The sequence below is a fragment of the Ruegeria sp. YTSC325 genome (assembly GCF_059609525.1).
Map to the genome: position 1 here is coordinate 108,158 of NZ_JBXWLY010000003.1, position 15,809 is coordinate 123,966.

At 59.1% G+C, this 15,809-nt stretch carries 15 protein-coding genes; 5 read left to right on the forward strand and 10 right to left on the reverse strand.

The features are described from left to right. Nucleotides 1–30: 30 nt before the first annotated feature. From AC2FF7_RS05720 to AC2FF7_RS05735, 4 genes are all read right to left on the reverse strand, one after another. The gene (locus AC2FF7_RS05720) at nucleotides 31–1,689 is read right to left on the reverse strand and encodes a tetratricopeptide repeat protein (protein WP_480865658.1); all 1,659 of its coding nucleotides are present in this window, start codon (nucleotides 1,687–1,689) and stop codon (nucleotides 31–33) included. A gap of 56 nt (nucleotides 1,690–1,745) precedes the next feature. After that, nucleotides 1,746–2,954 (reverse strand): multidrug effflux MFS transporter, encoded by a 1,209-nt coding sequence (locus tag AC2FF7_RS05725; protein WP_480865657.1) that lies wholly within the window; start codon nucleotides 2,952–2,954, stop codon nucleotides 1,746–1,748. A 75-nt stretch (nucleotides 2,955–3,029) separates the two neighbouring features. Continuing rightward, nucleotides 3,030–3,689, reverse strand: coding sequence for a DsbA family oxidoreductase (locus AC2FF7_RS05730; RefSeq protein WP_496905337.1), 660 nt, complete (start codon nucleotides 3,687–3,689; stop codon nucleotides 3,030–3,032). Further along, entirely contained in the window at nucleotides 3,686–5,203 is a 1,518-nt protein-coding gene (locus tag AC2FF7_RS05735; protein ID WP_480865656.1) for a class I adenylate-forming enzyme family protein, read from the reverse strand. Before AC2FF7_RS05735 ends, AC2FF7_RS05730 begins: the two co-directional genes overlap by 4 nt. A 65-nt stretch (nucleotides 5,204–5,268) precedes the next feature. On the opposite strand from AC2FF7_RS05735, the gene AC2FF7_RS05740 reads away from it, so the two are divergent. Further along, nucleotides 5,269–5,892: a helix-turn-helix domain-containing protein gene (locus AC2FF7_RS05740; protein ID WP_170354328.1), complete on the forward strand. Its 624-nt coding sequence runs from the start codon at nucleotides 5,269–5,271 to the stop codon at nucleotides 5,890–5,892. On the opposite strand, the gene AC2FF7_RS05745 is transcribed toward AC2FF7_RS05740, so the two are convergent. Together AC2FF7_RS05745 and AC2FF7_RS05750 are read right to left on the reverse strand one after the other, a co-directional pair. After that, a complete protein-coding gene (locus AC2FF7_RS05745; protein ID WP_170354327.1) occupies nucleotides 5,881–6,117 on the reverse strand; it encodes a hypothetical protein in 237 nt (78 codons plus the stop codon). The genes AC2FF7_RS05740 and AC2FF7_RS05745 overlap by 12 nt on opposite strands. Before the next feature lie 468 nt (nucleotides 6,118–6,585). Continuing rightward, on the reverse strand, nucleotides 6,586–8,400 hold the full coding sequence (locus tag AC2FF7_RS05750) for an extracellular solute-binding protein (RefSeq protein ID WP_480865655.1): 1,815 nt from the start codon (nucleotides 8,398–8,400) through the stop codon (nucleotides 6,586–6,588). 292 nt (nucleotides 8,401–8,692) lie between these two features. Between AC2FF7_RS05750 and AC2FF7_RS05755 the strand changes: the two genes are divergently transcribed. Both AC2FF7_RS05755 and AC2FF7_RS05760 read left to right on the forward strand, forming a co-directional pair. Continuing rightward, complete coding sequence (locus tag AC2FF7_RS05755; RefSeq protein WP_480865654.1) at nucleotides 8,693–9,466, forward strand: 3-hydroxybutyrate dehydrogenase; 774 nt, start codon at nucleotides 8,693–8,695, stop codon at nucleotides 9,464–9,466. A gap of 15 nt (nucleotides 9,467–9,481) precedes the next feature. Beyond that, complete coding sequence (locus AC2FF7_RS05760) at nucleotides 9,482–10,507, forward strand: patatin-like phospholipase family protein (RefSeq protein WP_480865653.1); 1,026 nt, start codon at nucleotides 9,482–9,484, stop codon at nucleotides 10,505–10,507. Here the strand turns inward: AC2FF7_RS05760 and AC2FF7_RS05765 are convergent, their stop codons facing one another. The 4 genes from AC2FF7_RS05765 to AC2FF7_RS05780 all read right to left on the reverse strand — a co-directional run bounded on the left by AC2FF7_RS05765 (nucleotide 10,508) and on the right by AC2FF7_RS05780 (nucleotide 13,707). Beyond that, nucleotides 10,508–11,185 carry a DUF502 domain-containing protein gene (locus tag AC2FF7_RS05765; protein ID WP_170354323.1) on the reverse strand — a complete coding sequence of 226 codons (678 nt, stop codon included), beginning with the start codon at nucleotides 11,183–11,185 and terminating at the stop codon, nucleotides 10,508–10,510. A gap of 63 nt (nucleotides 11,186–11,248) precedes the next feature. After that, entirely contained in the window at nucleotides 11,249–12,154 is a 906-nt protein-coding gene (locus AC2FF7_RS05770; protein WP_480865652.1) for a pseudouridine-5'-phosphate glycosidase, read from the reverse strand. Next, nucleotides 12,151–13,044, reverse strand: a complete 894-nt coding sequence (locus AC2FF7_RS05775) for a PfkB family carbohydrate kinase (protein ID WP_480865651.1) — start codon at nucleotides 13,042–13,044, stop codon at nucleotides 12,151–12,153. The genes AC2FF7_RS05770 and AC2FF7_RS05775 overlap by 4 nt, the downstream gene beginning before the upstream one ends. Nucleotides 13,045–13,089: 45 nt before the next feature. Continuing rightward, nucleotides 13,090–13,707, reverse strand: a complete 618-nt coding sequence (locus AC2FF7_RS05780; protein ID WP_480865650.1) for a thiamine phosphate synthase — start codon at nucleotides 13,705–13,707, stop codon at nucleotides 13,090–13,092. A gap of 153 nt (nucleotides 13,708–13,860) precedes the next feature. Here AC2FF7_RS05780 and AC2FF7_RS05785 point away from each other — a divergent pair, with 153 nt between their 5' ends. Together AC2FF7_RS05785 and ctaA are read left to right on the forward strand one after the other, a co-directional pair. Then, nucleotides 13,861–14,604 carry an RNA methyltransferase gene (locus tag AC2FF7_RS05785; RefSeq protein ID WP_170752876.1) on the forward strand — a complete coding sequence of 248 codons (744 nt, stop codon included), beginning with the start codon at nucleotides 13,861–13,863 and terminating at the stop codon, nucleotides 14,602–14,604. Nucleotides 14,605–14,663: 59 nt separating this feature from the next. Further along, nucleotides 14,664–15,809, forward strand: a complete 1,146-nt coding sequence (gene ctaA, locus AC2FF7_RS05790; RefSeq protein WP_480865649.1) for a heme A synthase — start codon at nucleotides 14,664–14,666, stop codon at nucleotides 15,807–15,809.

A 15,809-nucleotide genomic window follows, 5' to 3' on the forward strand; every position in this document is an offset into this window, starting at 1 on the left:
TCCGCCGGAGGCATCGCGCGTCAGCGCGAATTAACTGCGCATCGCGGCTTGGGCGCAGAAACACGAGGCTGCGACTGCCCGATCTGCCCGAGCCAAGGCAAGGTCCAACCGTTGTCTGATCTGTTGGATTTCGACCGTTTCGTTCCGCGCCTTGAGGCAATCGTGTAGGCCCTTGAGGCTCCAGACGTTGTCCGGGTGGATCGACGCGCGGCTGAGTGTGCCGCCAAGGCCAAGGTCTTCGCGATAGATGGCCTCGGCTTCGGTCACGTGGCCTTGTTCGAACAAAAGAGCGCCTAGCGCATGACGGGTGGGCTGCATCCAGCCCCACGGCTCGTCATAGGGCAGGTTGTCGTCCAATTCGACCGAGCGGCGCAGGTGGGCATAGGCCGCGTCGAAGTTTTCCTTTCGGTATTCGATCTCACCCCGCAGCATTTCGTGGGCGATCTCCAGCAGGTCTACAACACGGTTGTTGTGCATCAGACGAGTTTCGGGGACGCGGGCTTTGGCTGATAGAAAGAGTTGTTCTTCGGTTTCGGCCTCGGCCACGTCTCCGGTCGCGGCATAGGCAATCGCGCGGGCGTAAAACGTGGTCGCAGTCAGTGTTCGATATAAGTCGGGGTCCGAGGGCAGCTCCAGCGCTTTGGCCTCATCCCATCGACCAAAGCGGATCAGGATATGGGGGCCCATGGACATATAGCTTTCGAAGTAATCGGCCATGGGCGGGCTTTCGATGCGCAACATGTCTTCGGGTGTGGTGTCCCAAAGGCCCTGATTGGCGCGCAGGGCAGGTTCCATCTGCCCCAGAAACAGCGCGCCGTAGATGACGAAGTGGTAGTCGTGCTGACGGTAGCCTGTGTAGATATTGAACGCGCCTTCGCGTTCATAATACTTTAAGTCGGCCTCGATGGCCTTTTCGTTCCAATGAACCACATTGTGATAGTGGCCGCATAGTACGTCTATATGGGTGGGCATATGCACCAGATGACCCGCATCAGGGACCAGAGTGCGCAGGACATCGCCCGCTTTCAGGGCTTTTTCAGGGGTCGGAGACATCTCCATCAGATGCACATAGAGATGCAGAAGCCCGGGATGGGACATGGCGGCGGGATCATTGGCCATGGCGTCTTCTAACGCCTTTTGCGCTTCGATCGTGGCGGCACCTTTGGCGGGCTGGCCGGTTTTCAAGTCCCACATTTGCCAGGGGGTCAGGTTCAGCAGCGCCTCGACATAGATCGTTCGCAGGTCCAGGTGATCGGGCTGTGCGGCAAAAGCGTGGCGCATAGCGTCGGCGAAGTTGTGGTCCCAGACATGCATGTCGGGGATCGGATCGCGCTGAGGATACCGCGCGGGCAGGGCGTGGATCAGGGCTTGCTCGACTGGTGACCCACTGTCTGCCAAAGCAACCGCCTGCTGTGTCGCGTCATAGGCCAGCACCAGCGCCTTTTTCTGCCCTCGATTATCGCGCAAATCCCAGGGCAGGTTGTAATTTGGCCCTGCCGCATAAGCGATCCCCCAATAAGCCATCGCACAGTCGGGGTCGGCATCGGCAGCCTTTTGAAAGCAAACGACCGCTTCGTCATGGTTATAGCCATAGGTCCAGTTTAATCCGCGGTCGAACCACAGCTGTGCCTCGGGTGAGGTGGTGGTGACCGGGCAGGAATATGTGCCCAAATCGTAATAATCGCTCATCGGAGTCTCCCCTCGGGTTGGGAGAAGCCTAGCGCGATTTCAAAGTCTTGCACAGATCAGGCAGGCAGTCGGTTTTCGATCCGCCCCATATGCAACATCAGGACGAAACCCAGTGTGCTCATGGTCAGAATGCCAGCGCCCAGCGGCAGAATTGACCCATCGAACAGCAACCCGATCGAACCGGCAATGACGGCAGCCAGAACAGTTGAGACCGCGCCGATGACCGAGGCCGCCATGCCAGCGATGTGGCCCATCGGCTCCATCGCGATGGCGTTGAGGTTACCCATGGTCATTCCGGCCATGAAGAACACCGCCGTTTGCCAACTGACGAACAGCGCGAAGGAGAGGTTGGCCGACAGGTCGAATGAATTCAGCAGCAGCACAGATGAAGTAAACAGGATCTGACCGCCCAATACCCAGGTCACGATGCGCCGCATTCCCAACCGTACCACCAGCGCCGCATTCAACAGGCTGGCCGAGCCGGACATCAGCGCGACGAAGCCAAACCAAAACGGGAAGCTATGGGCGCTGTCGTGGATCTCGCCATAGACCTGCTGAACCATTGTCAGCATCGTGAACAGCATTCCAAGGCACAGGGTCTGAACCAAAATCGACACACGGACCGAGGGATGGGCAAACATCTGATGCGCCGCATCCAGCATCAGCGGAAAGCGCAGGGGGCGGCGGTCCTCGGGTGTCAGAGACTCGGGAAGGCGTAGGCCCATCCAGACGATGGTAATCAGCGAAAACAGCATGAAACATACGAAAATGCCGCGCCATCCCGTCAAAGCGATGACACCAGCGCCCATCATCGGAGCAATCGCAGGGACCAGGGTAAAGATCATCATAGCGATAGAGACGATGCGCGCCATTTCACGCCCGGAATAGAGATCGCGGATGATGGCCATCGCAACCACGCGCGGGGCAGAACAGCCCATTCCCTGAAAAATGCGGGCGATGAGTAACATCTCAAGCGATGAGCTGACCCAAGCAACAGCCGCTGACACAACGTAAAGCGCCGAGCCCACATAGATTACGGGTTTGCGGCCAAACGCGTCTGACAACGGGCCAGTGAAGAACGTGCCAATCCCCATCCCCAACACAAACGAGGTCAGGATCAGTTGCGCCTTGTTGATGTCATCAGGGCTGAACTGCGCGCCGATATCAGGCAGCGCAGGCAGGATCGAGTCGATGGAAAAGGCGATCGTCGCAAACATCATTGCGACAAGCGCGACAAACTCTCCGCGTGACATACGATGCGCCATTGGGCCCTCCTGATCTGTTCGCGCTATCACGCGCGGTCAGGGGGCGCCAGCCATGTCGATGCACAGGGGGTTGTGCTAATTTGCAGAGGAAGCCTCAAGTTGAGACATGATGTCAGCGATTACACGTTCCCACATCTCGGGCGGTTGCGCACCGGGAACCGCATGCTGGTTGGCCACGATAAAGGTGGGGACCGAGTTCACTCCCATCTGACGTGAGTGGCTGTCGCGGTTGCTGATATCTTCCCGGTCCGCGTCTGACTTCAGCAGTTTCAGAACGACAGCGGCGTCGATGCCGATTGTATCTGCGATATCGGCCAGAACCTCGTGGTCGCCAATGTCACGGGTCTGCACGAAATAGGCATCAAACAGGGCGTCCACGGCCTGGGTCTGTTTGCCTTCGATTCCGGCCCAGTGAATAAGGCGATGTGCGTCCAGCGTGTTGGGGGTTCGCTTCATCCCTTCAAAGTCGATTTTCAGACCCGCGTTTTCGGCGTGTTCCACCACCGGCGCATAAGCGCGCACCGCGCCCTCTTTGCCACCGAACTTGCGTTCGAGGTATTCGCGGCGGTCCATACCGGCATCGGGCATGTCGGGGTTCAGTTGGAACGGGTGCCATTCGATAACGAACGGATGATCAGGGATCGCAGCCAATGCCTTGTCCAGGTGGGTCTTGCCGATGTAACACCACGGGCAGATCGGATCGGACATGATATCAAGCTTGACGGTCTGGGTCATGGTTGGCTCGCCTTGAAATAGGCCGGAAGCGCCCGGCGCAGGAGTTTTCCGTTGCCGCCAGTCGGAAGCTCGGGCAGGTGGATGAAGGCGCGAGGTTGTTTGTACCGCGCCAGGTTGGCCTCCACATAGGTGCGCAGGACCGTCTCGTCCAGCTTTTCCGGCCCGGTGTAGAAGGCTGCTATCAGGAACGTGTCCTGTTTGACCTCGACTGCGGCAGCGCCGACCTGTGTGATGCCGGGATGCTGGGACAACACGGCCTCAACCTCGACAGGTGACACGCGATAGCCGCCCGCGTTCATCATGTCGTCATCGCGCCCGAGATAGGTGATCTGACCGTCTATGGCCATGGCACCCTGATCGCCGGTCAGAAACCAGTCACCCTGCATCCGGGCCTGTGCCTCTTCCGGGGCATTCAGATAGGTCAGCATCAAACCCGGATCATCGCGGTGAATGGCGATGGTGCCTTCCTGACCCTGCGGGACTGGACCATCCGGGCCCAGGATCGCCACGCGGCGACCGGGTTGCGGTTGTCCCAGCGCCTCACCCCGTGCCGGATGGTCGGGGCTGGACGAGATGAAGGTCGAGCATTCAGACATTCCGTAGGCTTCGAACAGCTCAGTCCCTGTGGCGCGCAGCCAATGCTGGTGCAAAGTTGGCGACAGCTTTTCGCCTGCGCATAAGCCGTGGCGCAATTCGGGCAAATGCAAAGTACCAGTCGATGCGACAATCTTGCGGAATACGCCCGGCGCGGCTGCAAAGATCGAGACCCTGTGGTCGCGTATCACATTTGGCAGTGAGGTAAGCTCGGTGCCGGGGTCGGGGATCAACGCGGTCGCTCCGATGGTCCAGGGGTCCATTAGCCCCGTGCCCAAGGTGTAGGTCCAGTTAAATGCACCCGCATGACAAAGTCGGTCATCCTCGCGCAGCCCATACCAGCCGTCGACCATCATTTGTCGCGCCCAGATCGCACGATGTGCATGCGCCACGGCACGCGGTTTGCCGGAAGTACCAGACGTATAGACCACATAGGCCATACGATCGGGGTCACCCATCTGGAACGCGGCGGGCGATAGGTTCCGCATCACGGCAAGGTCTGGCAGGGTGATCTGCATCGGGTGATCCGTGCATGCGACCGAGGGGTCTCGGAGCACAGCGGTGGGGTTCAGATCTTGAATGATCTTCGCCGTCTCGGGCGCAGTCAGCTGCGACGAAGTAGGAACGGGTACAATCCCAACTGCGATCGCTCCAAGATAGGCGATTGGGAAATCAACAGTATTCCCAAGGCGCATCAACGCGATATCGCCGGGATGCAAACCGGTTTGAAGCAACCCGGCCCCTGTTCCCAGAATAGCCTGTTTGAGCGCGGCATAGGTCCAGTCCTGAGGATCATCTCCGCCGATGACGGACAAGGCCGTCTTTTCCGCCAGACGATCTGCATGACGCAACACATGGGCCGCCAGATTGAAGGGCGCGGGACAGGGCGGGGGAGGGCCTTGATCAAACACAGACAGCATGGGCCTTGGCTAACGTGACGACTGCCGCGTTGCAAGCGGGACAGCCTGCCCCTATAGAATGACGCATGAGCAAAGAAGACCAGACATCGCTGATCCGCATCGCGCGCGAAACCGGAGAACACACGGAACTAGAGCCGCTGGACCTGGGTGCCCGTGTGCGCGAATTACGCAAGGCGCGCAGCTGGACGCTGGAACAGGCGGCCACGCAGGCGGGGCTGGCGCGATCGACGCTTAGCAAGATCGAGAACGGGCAAATGTCCCCTACCTATGACGCTCTGAAAAAACTGGCTGTAGGGTTGGAGATTTCGGTGCCTCAGCTGTTCACGCCTCCGCAGCGCGAACAGGTGATCGGGCGGATGTCAGTCACGCGGATGGGCGAGGGCGCGGCACACCCGACCACGACCTATGAGCATGAGTTGCTGGCCGAAACGCTGACAAAGAAGCAGATGCTCCCTTACCGCGCCCGCGTTCGTGCCCGGTCAATGGATGAATTCGACGGCTGGGTGCGTCATGACGGTGAAGAATTTCTGTATGTGCTGACTGGGGTAGTGCGGCTGTATACGGAATTCTATGAACCGGTCGAAATGCGCCGTGGCGACAGCGCTTATTACGACGGCAGCATGGGGCACAACGTCGTATCTGTCAGTGATGAGGACGCGATGATCCTTTGGGTGACGTCACTTGCCTAGCCCGCGGCTGAACTCGCGGTTCAGTCCTTCGGTGAACAGGAAGTCTTCCAGCTCTTCCCGAGCTTCATTTACGGTCAGGTGGTGGCGCTTGGCCAGATAGGCTTCAAATCCCTTGCGATCTTTGCTGAGTTGCGTCTTGTCCTGTTCGCGCAGGTTCGGAAAACGCCGTTTTGCCCGCGCGTACATCGCATCCCAGTCTTGCGTCAGGTCAGTCCAGTTCAACATCTGTTCGCATCCCGTTTTTCAGGTTCCATCGCTGCCCGGCCTTCCAATAGGTTACGAAGGGGGGGCTGCGCGGGTCGCATGACAAAATGTCGCACCCTGAGGGTGCTTTGGGCGCAATACAAAAAAGCCCGTTGCAGGCAAACCGCAACGGGCCGACGGACCGGTGTTTGGAGTGAGTGGAGGCTGGTCCGTGATTGTTGTGCGCCGCGCGGCAGGTGGAACGTTATGGTATTAAAAACAAATGAATATTATGGCCGCGCGAAGCGTATCTCTGTCAAAAGGCTACAACGCAAAGATGTATTTCGTAAAGGTATTTCTGCGATTGTCGTAAATATGATGAAAACCAAAGGCATACGCAGCTTTTGGTGGCTGGCAGTCTGCAACACACACCATGTAGGGAATGTTGCAGTTTGTGCTGATTTCCGCCGAGGGCCTTTTCTGACCTTCAGGTGCCAGAGTTGAAAGCCGCTAGGGCTCGTACCACCAAACCTGAGGCATGTACTCCGGCCCGTCGCCGTAGATTGGCAGGACCTCTGGCTGCTTCAACTCTTTGGCATGCGCAATACGCCCGACATCGAAGTTCCAAATTGGAATGACATAACGGCCAGCGGTCAGAACCCGATCCAACGCCCGTGTGGCGGCCACGAAGTCCTCGCGACTTTCTGATGCCAGCATAGCGTCGATCAACCCGTCGACAGCAGGTGACGCCACCCCCATCAGGTTGCGTGTTCCTTGCGAGTCGGCATTGTCGCTACCCCAGTACAAGCGTTGTTCATTGCCGGGCGACAACGACAGCGCTCGGCGGAAGAAGGTCATGTCGAAATCCAGATCGCCAGTCCGTCCAGTGAACTGAGCGCTGTCGACTTGTTCGATGTTGACCTGAATCCCAAGGCGTTCCAGTGCGCGGGAATAGATTTCGATTGCAGTCTCACCCTCGCTGTCGCCTTGTTGCAAGAGGACGTTAAGTGTGAATGGCTTACCTTCCGCGTTGCGCAGCATTCCATTTTGAATGGTCCACCCAGCTTCGGCAAGCAATTGGGATGCTTTGCGGATATTGGCCCTGTTGCGCGCGGATCCGTCGCCTTCGGGAAGAGAATACCCTTCAAGGGTGCCTGGCAGCAAATCCTCCTCGAATTGCAGCAAAAGCTCCTCAACCCGCCCCGTCGCCGCGCCGGGTTGCATGGCCAATTCCGAGCCTGAGAAATACGAAGTGATCCTTGGTTGGGCGCCGCCAGTGATTGTGTCGTTGATGAACTCGAAGTTGAACGCCAGCATCAATGCCTCGCGTACACGCCAATCGTCAAACGGCGCCTTGCGTGTATTTATCACAAACCCTGTCATTCCTGAGGGCTTGCCGTGGGGTATCTCGGTCTTGATGACATCTCCACGCTGAATTGCCGGGAATGTATATTGCGTGTCCCACTTGTCCGCGTTGAACTCACGAACGGCCGTCAGTTCTCCGGCCTTGAAGGCTTCGAACAGGACAGTCCCGTCGCCATAGAACTCAATCCGTATTTCATCCAAGTTCATCGTGCCGCGGCGGAAGGGAATATCTGCCCCCCAGTAATCTGGATTGCGACGCAGGTTCACGTAGCGGCCAGCCTCATAGCTGTCGACCAAATACGGTCCGGTACCTAGGGGAATGTCTTGCAACGGGGCATTCGCGAAATCCTTTCCCTCCCACTGCGCTTTTTGAAGGATAGGTCTCAGACCGGCGATCAGGGCCAATTCGCGATCGGGTTCATTGAAGGTGATCCTGACAGAGCGGGGGCCGGTCTGTTCGATACTGTCTATTTTGCCCCACAAGCCGCGATAGCGCAGGTGACCTTCAGTTCCCAATATCTCATACGACCAGATGACATCGTCTATCGTGACCGATGTTCCATCCGAGAAGCGAGCGTCTTCGCGCAGCGTAAATTCGACCCAAGAGCGGTCCGGCGCAGTGTCGACTGATTCGGCTAACAACCCGTAAAGTGTGAAAGGTTCGTCCCAAGAACGTCCCATCAGGCTTTCATGGGTCCAAAATCGCAATTGCCAAGGGGAGGTCCCTTTTTGCACAAACGGGTTCAAACTGTTATAGCCGCCGGTATTCCCGAAAACGACTTTGCCGCCTTTGGGCGCGTCTGGATTTGCATAGGGCAAAGACACAAAATCCGGTGGTAGTGCCGGGTCGCCGTACATAGCTATGCCATGGGCCGATTCTGCATTGCCTGACGCAGCGGCAAAAACAATAGTGATTCCCGTGATCACAAGGCGAACGGGACGAAGAAAATCGGGGCTCATTTTGGAAACAATCCTGCTCTGGCCTTATTTTGTTGGGATTCATCGTACCGATGATTTTTCTTATTATCAAACTTTTAGCTTGGACGAAGGCGTGGAATTGCTTATAAAGGGTTCACTGCTCGATAGGTTTCTTGCCTGTATGAAACCTGCCTCAATAACTTAACGCCCGCTTCGTGCGGGCGTTTTTTTTGGGCGGTATGCATGTCTGAAACTAAGCTTCGATGTTTCCCGTTCCCTTTGCAGGTGCAGCATGGCACTGTGCGCCCAAAGTGGTTTGCAAGGGAGAGGCGGCATGAGCCTGACGGGAAAAACGGCGATTATCACGGGGTCGAATTCTGGTATCGGACTTGGCGTCGCACGCGAGCTGGCCAAGGCCGGGGCGAATGTGGTTTTGAACTCGTTCACCGACAGGGATGAAGACCATGCCCTAGCCGAAGAGATTTCAAAAGAGACCGGTACAAAGGCGCGCTACATTCAAGCTGATATGTCCAAAGGTGATGAGTGCCGCGCCCTGATCGAGCAGTCTGGGGCCTGCGATATTCTGGTCAACAATGCCGGCATTCAGCACGTCGCACCGATTGATCAGTTCCCGGTCGACAAGTGGGACGCAATCATCGCGATCAATATGAACTCGGTCTTTCATACAACTGCTGCGGCGCTGCCGATGATGCGGCAGGCAGGGTGGGGGCGTGTGGTCAATATCGCCTCGGCTCATGGCCTGACGGCCTCGCCTTTCAAAGCGGCCTATGTGGCGGCCAAGCATGGGGTTGTGGGTATGACCAAGACGGTTGCCCTGGAGACGGCGCAGGAGCCGATCACCTGCAACGCTGTCTGTCCTGGCTATGTGCTGACGCCTCTGGTCGAGGCGCAAATCCCTGATACGATGAAGGAATACAACATGAGCCGTGAGGACGTCATCAAAAACGTCATGTTGCAGCGCCAGCCATCCAAAGAGTTTGCGACGGTCGAACAGCTTGGCGGAACGGTGCAATTCCTATGCTCGGACGCGGCGGCGCAGATCACGGGGACGACGATTTCTGTGGATGGCGGCTGGACCGCGCTCTGAGTCAGGAGTTTTTCGGTGAAACGCATCAATCTGGCTTTGCAAGGCGGTGGCGCGCACGGGGCGTTTACCTGGGGCGTATTGGATCGGATTCTGGATGAAGAGGATATCGAGGTTGCGGCGATCACCGGAACCTCGGCCGGGGCGCTGAACGGGGCGGCGTTCAAGTCTGGCATGGTGCGTGATGGGCGCAACGGGGCGCGTGCCATCCTGAACGGATTGTGGGAGCGGATGGGCGCTGTGGGCGACATGCGGTTGGCCAACTGGATGCAAGCGATTGAACCCGCTCAGGTCGCGCAGGCGATGGAATATTCGCTGCCCTTTTCCGTGGGCGATGCGTGGTCGCGGCTGGTTTCGCCCTATGCCTACGGCCCGTTCTACCGCAATCCGCTGGAGCCTGTGGTCGACCGATTCAATTTCGATCAGGTCTGTGCGGATGAAGGCCCGCGCCTTCATGTCTGCGCCACTTGTGTACGCAGCGGCAAGATTCGTGTTTTTACGGGGGATGAGATTTCAACCGACGCGATTTTGGCCTCGGCCTGTTTGCCGACGCTGTTTCAGGCGGTTGAAATCTTTGATCCCAAATCGGGCCGGACCGAAGCCTATTGGGATGGGGGATACACCGGCAATCCGGCGCTGTATCCTTTGTTCAACAAAGACCTGCCAGATGACGTAGTGATCGTGAATATCAACCCGCTGGAGCGCGACGAGGTACCGAAGACCCCACAGCAAATCCAGAACCGGGTCAATGAGATCAGCTTCAACTCATCTCTGTTCCGAGAGCTGCGCGCGATCAGTTTCGTGCAGCGCCTGCTGGCCGAGGGCAAGCTGCAAGCGGGTGAGATGAGCCGCGTTCTGGTCCATATGATTGCCGATGACGACTTGATGAACGATCTGTCGGTGGCGACCAAGACGGTGCCGAACCCGGTGATCCTGCACAAATTGAAAGAGGCCGGGCGCAGGGCAGCTGATCGTTTTCTGGCCGATCACAAGGGTGATCTGGGTCAGAAAAGTACTGTAAACCTGCCCGAAATGTTTAGCTGATCACTCTGGCGGCTGGGTCGGGTCTTTATCATTCGGATAAACCAGCCCGGCCGAAATCACCAGTTTGGCAGCGTCCTCGATTGACATGTCCAACAGGATCACATCCTCTTCGGGGAAGAACAGCAAAAAGCCCGAGGTCGGGTTAGGCGTGGTTGGGACAAAAATACTCAGCAAGTTGCCGCCGGTCTCGGCCCGGTCGTTGACCTCGCCCCGGGCCGTGGTCGAGACGAAGCCAATCGCCCAGATGCCCCGGCGGGGATATTGGATCAGGCAGGCTTTCTCGAACGAGCGTTCAGTCTGGGCAAAGACCGTCTCCGAAATCTGCTTGATCCCTGAATAGACCGACCGCACCACAGGCATCCGGTTCACAAGGCTTTCGGCAAAATGGATCAGCGAGCGGCCCAGAATGCCTTTGGCGATCCAGCCGACCAGCACAGTGAAGATCAGGAAGATCACCACGCCCACGCCGCGCAGGTTGACCCCCACATATTCGGATGGCTGGAATTTCTGCGGGATCAGCGGCAGGACCGCGCTGTCGATCCAGCCCACGACGGACCAGATCAGCCAGATGGTCAGCCAAACCGGCGCAATGACAACGATGCCCGTCAAGAATGACGCGCGCAGCCGGGAAAACAGGCCCGGTCGGCGGTGAGGTTCTTCGTCAAAGGGCGTGTTCATTGCGGTCCTGAGTGATTTGCCGATTTAGTTAAGCAGTCCGGGGCCTTGGTACAATAGCTTTGCTCACTCGGACAGGGCGCGTGCGATTCCAGCGGCCAATTTTGCGTTATTTCTGACCAATGCGATGTTTGCGGTCAGCGAACGCCCCTCGGTCTGTTCGTAGATGCGCTGCAACAAGTAAGGGGTGACGCCTTTGCCTGTGATCCGATGCGCGTCGGCGTCTGCTTGGGCCGAGGCGATGATTGGGGTCAATTCCTCGGCCGGGATTTGATCTGCGTCGGGGATCGGGTTGGCCACAAGTTGCCCACCGGGAAGCCCGAGGGCGCGACGGGTGGCGTGGGCCTTGGCGATAGCTTCGGCTGTGTCCATGCGCAATGGTGCCGCATACGGGGATTTGGCGGACCAGAAGGCAGGGAATTCGTCCTGTCCATGCGAGATGACCGGAACGCCCAGCGTTTCAAGAACCTCAAGCGTTTTGGCCAGATCGAGTATGGCTTTTGCACCGGCGGCCACAACAGTCACAGGGGTTTGAGCCAACTCATGCAGGTCCGCTGAAATATCGAATGAGGTTTCGGCCCCTTGATGCACGCCGCCGATCCCGCCGGTGGCAAAGACCTGTATTCCAGCGTAATGCGCAGCGATCATTGTGGCGGCGACGGTGGTGGCTCCGGTCCCGCCGGTCGAGATGCAGGCCGCCATGTCCGCGCGCGAGATTTTGGCGACACCTTGCGCCTGACCAAGCGCTTTGAGCTGATCCGCTTCCAGCCCGACGTTCAGCACGCCGTCGATGACTGCAATCGTTGCCGGAACCGCACCTGCGTCGCGGATATCCTGTTCCACCTGTGCCGCGACCTCGATGTTCTGAGGGTAGGGCATCCCGTGGGTTATGATGGTGCTTTCCAGCGCAACGATGGGCTGGCCTGCGTCTTTGGCGGCGCGGACCTCGGCCGAGTAGTGGATGTCGATCACAGTGGGGTTTCTCCGGAAACGTAAGTGGCGGCGGCGTGCAAGGCGCGGGTCAGGGCAGCGTCGGGGGTGGCCCCGGCGGCCTCGGACGCGATATGCGCCGCCATGAAAGTGTCGCCCGCACCGGTCACGCGTGTCACCAGAACAGACGGGGGTGTTTGGGTCAGAATCTCGTCTGCGGTGCCCACGGTGGCCGAGTTGCCGCCATCCGTGACCAGCACCCGCAGCGCGCCGCGATCCAGCAGACCTTTGGCGGCGGATTCGGAATCGGTGAACTCACGCTGACACAGGAGCCCTGCCTCTTCGAGGTTCACGTAGAGCGTCGCGCGGGCGTGTTTGAGGAAGGGCAACAGGCGCTCGGCCTTACCGGGTGACGCAGGGGCCACGCGCAGATCGGCTTTTGCGAAGGCCGGGCTTTGGGCGATTTCTTCCAGCAAAGATAGCGTCAGGTTACCATCCAATGCGATGGGGCCTTCGAACGGTGTGTTCTCGTAGCCCAACGGTCCGTGCATCAGCGGGCGTAGGATTTTGGCCCCTGCGGCCTCTAGCGAATGGGCATCCGCAATGGCGGCGATCAGCCCGTTGGCGCCTTCGACCGCCATATAGCGGTCGGTCGGCAAATCCTGCGAGCGGTAGATGTGATCCGTGACCATGCCCAGCCGTGCGCAGGCATTGACCAGTTCGTCGCCTTCAGGGTCGCGGCCAATTGCGGTCAGCAGTGTAGGCGTCATACCGAACCGCACCAGCGTCATGGCGATATTCATGGCCACGCCGCCGGGCAGGCGGGTGATCCGTCCCGGCACGTCTGACCCCTGCCGCATGGCGCTGGCAGACCGCCCGATCACGTCCCACAGGACCGAGCCGATACACAGTATTTCGCTAGTCTGAGTCATGCCCGTGTCATGCCGCAGCGTCACGGCAGGTGCAAGGGTTAACGCTCACATCGCGTCGGTCAGAGCTTTCAGCGCGGCAACCGGATCGTCCTGCGACCAGATCTCATCGCCGATGCCGAAGAAATCAGTGTGCGGCGACAGCGCGCGGACCAGCTCGGGGGTCAGGCCGCCTTCGGCCACAACCGGCACTTCGATCATCTCGGACCACCACTGGAACAGGTCTTTTTCTGCGATTGTGCCATCGCCCAAGGCAGACGCGCCAACCGGGCCAAAGGCCACGTAGTCCGCGCCGTTCTCGCCCGCGGTCATACCATCATGGCTGGAGGCAGCGCAAAAGCTGCCGACGATGGCATCCGCGCCCAGTTCTTTGCGTGCTGCCCGGACCGAGCGCGCACCGTCATCCAGATGCACCCCGTCCAGCCCCAGCCGCTGAGCCAGCAGGACATGGTTCGAGATCACGAGCGCCACATCCCGCGCATGGGCGACCTCGCGGCAGGCATCGGCGGCGCGGGCGATAGTGTCTTCGTCGTTGCCCGCCAAGGCGAGGCGGATGCAGGCGATCTCGGTGCTGTCCAGCACGCGGCCCAGCTGCTCGGGGAAGGTGCTTAGGGTGATCGTGGGCGGGGTGATCAGGTAAATCTGCGGCTGCTCGGGGGTGTCCATTGGCGCGTCCTTCGCTTTCAGTCTTTGGCGCGGTTTAGCGGATTGGGCCGGGGAAGCAAACTTTTTAGCCGGATATTGGCGCAATTGGCCGCCCGGACGGCTTGCCCTGCGCCAATGTGCCGATTACAGCAGGCGGAACTTTCGGAGACAGCCATGCCCAGCGACAAATCCCAGCCTTCCTTTGTGCTCGTGCGCCCTCAGATGGGCGAAAACATCGGTGCTGCCGCGCGGGCGATGTGGAATTTCGGGCTGGACCGGATGCGGATTGTTGCGCCACGTGACGGTTGGCCGAACCCCAAGGCCGTAGCCATGTCCAGCGGGGCGGGGCGGTTGCTGGATGAGGCGCAGCTGTTTGATGATCTGGCCGGGTCGTTGGCTGACAGCACCTTTGTCTTCGCCACTACGGCACGTCAGCGCGGGTTGACCAAGCCGGTCTACAGCCCCGAACGCGCCATGCAAATCGCCGCCGAAAAGGTTGCGGCGGGCGAAAAGGTTGCCGTGCTGTTTGGCCCCGAACGCGCGGGGCTTGAGAATGAGGATATCGCCAAGGCCAACGCCATCATCTCGGTCCCGGTGAACCCCGAATATGCCTCGCTCAACCTCGGGCAATGTGTGCTGCTGACTGCCTATGAGTGGATGCGCCAAAGCGCCGATGTGGTGCATGAGGCCACTGATTTGGGCAAGGGCGATTGGGCGACAGGTATTGAGGTTGAAAAACTGGTCGAACATTACGAAGACCGGCTGGAAGAGGCGGGGTTTTTCTACCCGCCCGAAAAGGCCGAAGGGATGAAGACCAACCTGCGCAACCTGTGGTCGCGTATGCGGATGACGCGGGCCGATGTGCAGATGCTGCACGGGATCATGCGGCAGATGGTCCGCTGGAAGGACAAGGGCTAAGGCTGGACCTATCTTCCGCTTCACCCTAGCGTGCGACGAAACAAGGACATGAGGACAGCATGAGCGGCAAGCGCAGCATCTTCGAAGAGGTCTCGGGCGACCAGAAACAAGAAGCGGTTCAGCCCGGTATGATTGACCGTGGCCGAGGTGGCGCGCGTAAGGCGATCCGGGCGTGGCTGATGGTGCTGTTTGCGCTGGTCGTGGTGATGATCGCTGTGGGTGGCCTGACGCGCCTGACCGATAGCGGGTTGTCGATTACTGAGTGGCGACCGATCACCGGGGCCATCCCGCCGATGTCCGAGACCGACTGGCAATCCGAGTTCGACAAGTACAAGGAAATCGACCAGTGGCGCATCCAGAACCAGTGGATGGAGTTGGACGATTTCAAATTCATCTACTGGTGGGAATGGGGCCACCGCCAATTGGGGCGCGTGATTGGTCTGGTCTGGGCCATCGGGTTCTTTGGTTTCCTCGTCGCGCGAAAAATCCCAACGGGTTGGACCGGCAAGCTGTTGATCCCCGGTGTTCTGGGCGGTGTGCAGGGGGCCGTTGGCTGGTGGATGGTCGCTTCGGGCGTGACGCAGGGCGAGGGTATGACCGCCGTTGCCAGCTATCGCCTGGCCACCCATTTGGGGCTGGCCTTTGTGATCCTTGGGTTCCTGGCGTGGTACATCTTTGAGCTGGGTCGCGAGGAGCGTGACCTGATGCAAGCGCGCCGCGCGAAAGAGGCAAAGCTGTTTTCGCTCTCGACCGGTTTAATGCATTTCGCATTCCTGCAAATTCTGATTGGCGCACTGGTCGCCGGGATCGACGCGGGGCGCTCTTATACCGACTGGCCTCTGATCGGCGGGCAGCTTTTGCCGCCCGACGCCACGATGCTAGAGCCGATGTGGCGCAACTTCTTCGAAAGTCCCGGTCTGGTGCAGTTCATTCACCGTTGCGCGGGCTATCTGCTGCTGATCTTCGGCGTCATCGTCTGGCGGCGCGGAGGCACCAGCGCGCATCCGCAAACACGGTTTGCCTTCAACGCGGCTTTTGCAGCGCTGGCGCTGCAAGTGGCGATCGGGATTGTGACCGTGGTCTATGCCGCGCCGTGGCAGATCGCGATTGTCCATCAGTTCATGGCCGTTGTTGTCTGGACCCTGATCCTGCGTGCACGTTTCCTGACCGCTTACCCAATCGCAACCTCGATCCGCGGAGCGTGA

Excerpts from the sequence above, each read along its gene's own strand:
- AC2FF7_RS05720 (WP_480865658.1), bottom strand. The coding sequence starts at position 1,689 with ATGAGCGATTATTACGATTTGGGCACATATTCCTGCCCGGTCACCACC.
- AC2FF7_RS05725 (WP_480865657.1), bottom strand. The coding sequence starts at position 2,954 with ATGGCGCATCGTATGTCACGCGGAGAGTTTGTCGCGCTTGTCGCAATG.
- AC2FF7_RS05730 (WP_496905337.1), bottom strand. The coding sequence starts at position 3,689 with ATGACCCAGACCGTCAAGCTTGATATCATGTCCGATCCGATCTGCCCG.
- AC2FF7_RS05735 (WP_480865656.1), bottom strand. The coding sequence starts at position 5,203 with ATGCTGTCTGTGTTTGATCAAGGCCCTCCCCCGCCCTGTCCCGCGCCC.
- AC2FF7_RS05740 (WP_170354328.1), top strand. The coding sequence starts at position 5,269 with ATGAGCAAAGAAGACCAGACATCGCTGATCCGCATCGCGCGCGAAACC.
- AC2FF7_RS05745 (WP_170354327.1), bottom strand. The coding sequence starts at position 6,117 with ATGTTGAACTGGACTGACCTGACGCAAGACTGGGATGCGATGTACGCG.
- AC2FF7_RS05750 (WP_480865655.1), bottom strand. The coding sequence starts at position 8,400 with ATGAGCCCCGATTTTCTTCGTCCCGTTCGCCTTGTGATCACGGGAATC.
- AC2FF7_RS05755 (WP_480865654.1), top strand. The coding sequence starts at position 8,693 with ATGAGCCTGACGGGAAAAACGGCGATTATCACGGGGTCGAATTCTGGT.
- AC2FF7_RS05765 (WP_170354323.1), bottom strand. The coding sequence starts at position 11,185 with ATGAACACGCCCTTTGACGAAGAACCTCACCGCCGACCGGGCCTGTTT.
- AC2FF7_RS05775 (WP_480865651.1), bottom strand. The coding sequence starts at position 13,044 with ATGACTCAGACTAGCGAAATACTGTGTATCGGCTCGGTCCTGTGGGAC.
- AC2FF7_RS05780 (WP_480865650.1), bottom strand. The coding sequence starts at position 13,707 with ATGGACACCCCCGAGCAGCCGCAGATTTACCTGATCACCCCGCCCACG.
- AC2FF7_RS05785 (WP_170752876.1), top strand. The coding sequence starts at position 13,861 with ATGCCCAGCGACAAATCCCAGCCTTCCTTTGTGCTCGTGCGCCCTCAG.
- ctaA (WP_480865649.1), top strand. The coding sequence starts at position 14,664 with ATGAGCGGCAAGCGCAGCATCTTCGAAGAGGTCTCGGGCGACCAGAAA.